Source organism: Bathymodiolus azoricus thioautotrophic gill symbiont (genome assembly GCF_001298715.1).
Taxonomy (GTDB): Bacteria; Pseudomonadota; Gammaproteobacteria; order PS1; family Pseudothioglobaceae; genus Thiodubiliella.
Genome location: NZ_CDSC02000388.1, coordinates 1 through 3691, shown reverse-complemented (window position 1 = coordinate 3691; position 3691 = coordinate 1). Strand labels below are relative to the sequence as shown.

Annotated in this window: 1 protein-coding gene; it reads right to left on the bottom strand. The window is 43.8% G+C overall.

Annotated features, from left to right (window positions below; translation table 11 throughout):
- A partial coding sequence (locus BAZSYMA_RS07590; protein WP_090717438.1) for an integrin alpha occupies positions 1-3691 on the bottom strand: 3691 nt, incomplete at both ends.

The window sequence follows — 3691 nt, the reverse complement described above, 5'->3', positions numbered from 1 at the left end:
CAAAGCCGCGATGCATATCTTTCACGCTAACACCTTGTTGAACCCAAAGTGCAGCTTTGGCATCAGTGTTGGCATCACTATGAGTATAAACATTATAAGTAATACCATTCTCAGTCTCGGTGCTTGTCTTGACAAAGCCTGAAATATTTATAGTGTCGCCACTATTGCTTAACACCTTAAGAATATTGGTGCTAGTAGAAGCAGCTAATAGATCATTTAGGTTGAGTTTCAAGGTGTTGTTGCCTGATCCCCTAATATCAATTATTTCAATATCTTGAATACGGGTATTGCTGATTTTGGTTAAATCCAAGGTTAGACCTGCACCGTCTAATTTAAGGGTGTCAACGCCACCACCGCCATCCACACGGGTGCGGTTGCCTGCACCGGTTTGCTCTAGTGCGCTGATATTGCTGGCGTTAATGAGAATACTATCTTTACCTAAGCCTGCGTTGAATACATCCATGCCACCGTTGCCTGTTAGGGTGTCGTCGCCTGCGCCAGCAACGAAGATTTCATCGCGACTGGTGCCTGTGAGTGTGTTGGCGTTTTTATCACCTAAATGGTCAATGGCGTATTTGGAATTAGCACCCAGTTTTGCTAGGTCTATGGCATCGGTGTCAATTTTGCCGAAGATAACATAGGATTTACCTGATTCATTGCCATTTGGGTCAGCTTTATAGGCACCCACAATCAAATCATCCAAGCCATCGCCGTTGACATCGCCTGCGCTGGAGACTGAGTGACCACTATAACCATTCACTGATTCGCCATTGACAACAAAGCCGCCTTTGCCAGCGGCAATGGCTGATAAATTAATGGCAGTATTATCTTGTTTGCCAAACACAACATACGATAACACAAAATACGATTTTCCTGCGCTTGACTTGCCGCTTGGATGGTCACCATAAGCACCCACAATTAAATCATCTAAGCCATCGCCGTTGACATCGCCTGCGCTGGAGACTGAGTAACCACTCTCATCACCCGCTAACTCGCCATTGATAACAAAACCACCTGTGCCAGCAACAATGGCTGATAATTCAATAGCATCGGTGTTGTCTTGCTTACCAAATACAACATACGATTTACCTGCGTTTAACTTACCGCTTGGATTGGCTTCCCTAGCACCCACAATTAAATCATCTAAGCCGTCACCATTGACATCGCCTGCGCTGGAGACTGAGTAACCACTCTCATCACCCGCTAACTCGCCATTGATAACAAAACCACCTGTACCAGCGACAATATCTGATAAATTAATAGCAGTGTTGTCTTGTTTACCAAATACAACATACGATTTACCTGCGTTTAACTTACCGCTTGGATTGGCTTTCCTAGCACCCACAATTAAATCATCTAAGCCGTCACCATTGACATCGCCTGCGCTAGAGACTGAGTAACCACTATAATCATGTGCTGACTCGTCATGTGCTGACTCGCCATTAATAACAAAGCCACCTGTGCCAGCAACAATATCTGATAAATTAATAGCGATGTTGTCTTGTTTACCGAACACAACATACGATTTACCTGCACCATATGTACCAATAATTAAATCATCCAAGCCATCGCCGTTGACATCACCTGCGTTGGAGACTGAGTGGCCACTAAAATCACCCATTGACTCACCATTAATAACAAAGCCACCTGTGCCGCCAGCAGCAATGGCTGATAATTCAATGGCATTGGTATTGTCTTTTTTGCCAAACACAACATACGATTTACCTGCTTGTGATTTACCGCTTGGAGTGGCCAGATAAGCACCTACAATTAAATCATCTAAGCCATCGCCGTTGACATCACCTGCGTTGGAGACTGAGTGGCCACTATAATCATTCGCTGATTCGCCATTGACAACAAAGCCGCCTTTGCCAGCGGCAATGGCTGATAAATTAATGACAGTGTTATCTTGTTTGCCGAACACAATATACGACTCACCTGCGTTTGAATTAGCATATATAGCACTAATCATTAAATCATCTAAGCCATCGCCATTGACATCACCTGCGCTAGAGACTGAATAACCACTATCACCACCATTTGACTCGCCATCAATAAAAAAGCCACGCCATGCCCCTTCTAATACTACACCTTTTTGAAGCCAAAGTTCAGCATTAGTGTCACTATGAGTGTAAGCATTATAAATGACACCATCAACAGTTTTTTCAGTTGTTGGACCACTAAAACCAGCAGCATCTACTTTATCGCCACTATTGCCTAATACTTTAAGAATATTGGTGCTACTAGAAGTGTGTAATAAATCATCTAAGTTGAGTTTTAGGGTATTGTTGCCTGAGCCTGTAATGTCAATAACTTCAATGTCTTGAATGCGTCTGTCGCTGATCTTGGTTAGATCTAGGGTTAAGCCTGCACCCTGTAATTTAAGGGTGTCAATACCGCCACCGCCATCCACACGAGCACGGTTGCCTACGCCGACTTGCTCTAGTGCGGTGATGTTGCTGGCGTTGATAACAATGTCATCGTTGCCTACGCCTGCATTGAATACATCCATACCACCGTTGCCTATTAGGGTGTCGTTGCCTGCGCCAGCAACAAAGATTTCATTTTTAGTAGTGCCAGTAAGAGTGTTGGCGTTTTTATCGCCGAGGTAATCAATGGTGTATTTTGACTCATCGCCTAATTTTGATAAATATATGGCATCGGTGTCGGTTTTGCCGAAGATGACATAGGATTTACCTGCGTGTGACTTGCCATTTGGATTGGCGCCATAAGCACCCACAATTAAATCATCTAAACCGTCACCATTGACATCACCTGCGCTGGAGACTGAGTATCCACTATAATCATTCGCTGACTCGCCCTTGATAACAAAACCACCTGTGCCGGCGGCAATGGCTGATAATTCAATGACACTGGTGTTGTCTTTTTTGCCAAACACAACATACGATTTACCTGCTTGTAATTTACCACTTGGATCGGCCAGATAAGCACCTACAATTAAATCATCTAATCCATCGCCATTGACATCACCTGCATTGGAGACTGAGTAGCCACTCTTATCATCCGCTAACTCGCCATTGATAACAAAACCACCTGTGCCAACGGCAATAGCTGATAATTCAATGGCATTGGTATTGTCTTTTTTGCCAAACACAACATACGATTTACCTGCTTGTGATTTACCGCTTGGAGCGGCCAGATAAGCACCTACAATTAAATCATCTAAGCCATCGCCGTTGACATCACCTGCGCTGGAGACTGAGTATCCACTATAATCCTTCGCTGACTCACCATTGATAACAAAACCACCTGTGCCAGCAACAATAGCTGATAATTCAATGGGATCGGTACCTTGTTTGCCAAACACAACATACGATTTACCTGCCTTTATCTTACCGCTTGGATTGGCACTATTAGCACCAATAATTAAATCATCTAAGCCATCGCCGTTGACATCACCTGCGCTAGAGACTGAGTAGCCACTATAATCATGCCTTGACTCGCCCTTGATAACAAAGCCGATTGTGTTTTTGCCAGCAACAATGACTGATAAATCAATAGCAGCACTGTCTTGTTTACCAAACACAACATACGATTTACCTGCACTATCAGCACCAATAATTAAATCATCTAAGCCATCGCCATTGACATCACCTGCACTAGAGACTGAGAATCTAGCGTGATTACGCATTGATTCGCCACTAATAACAAAGCCACCAGTACTTGTGCC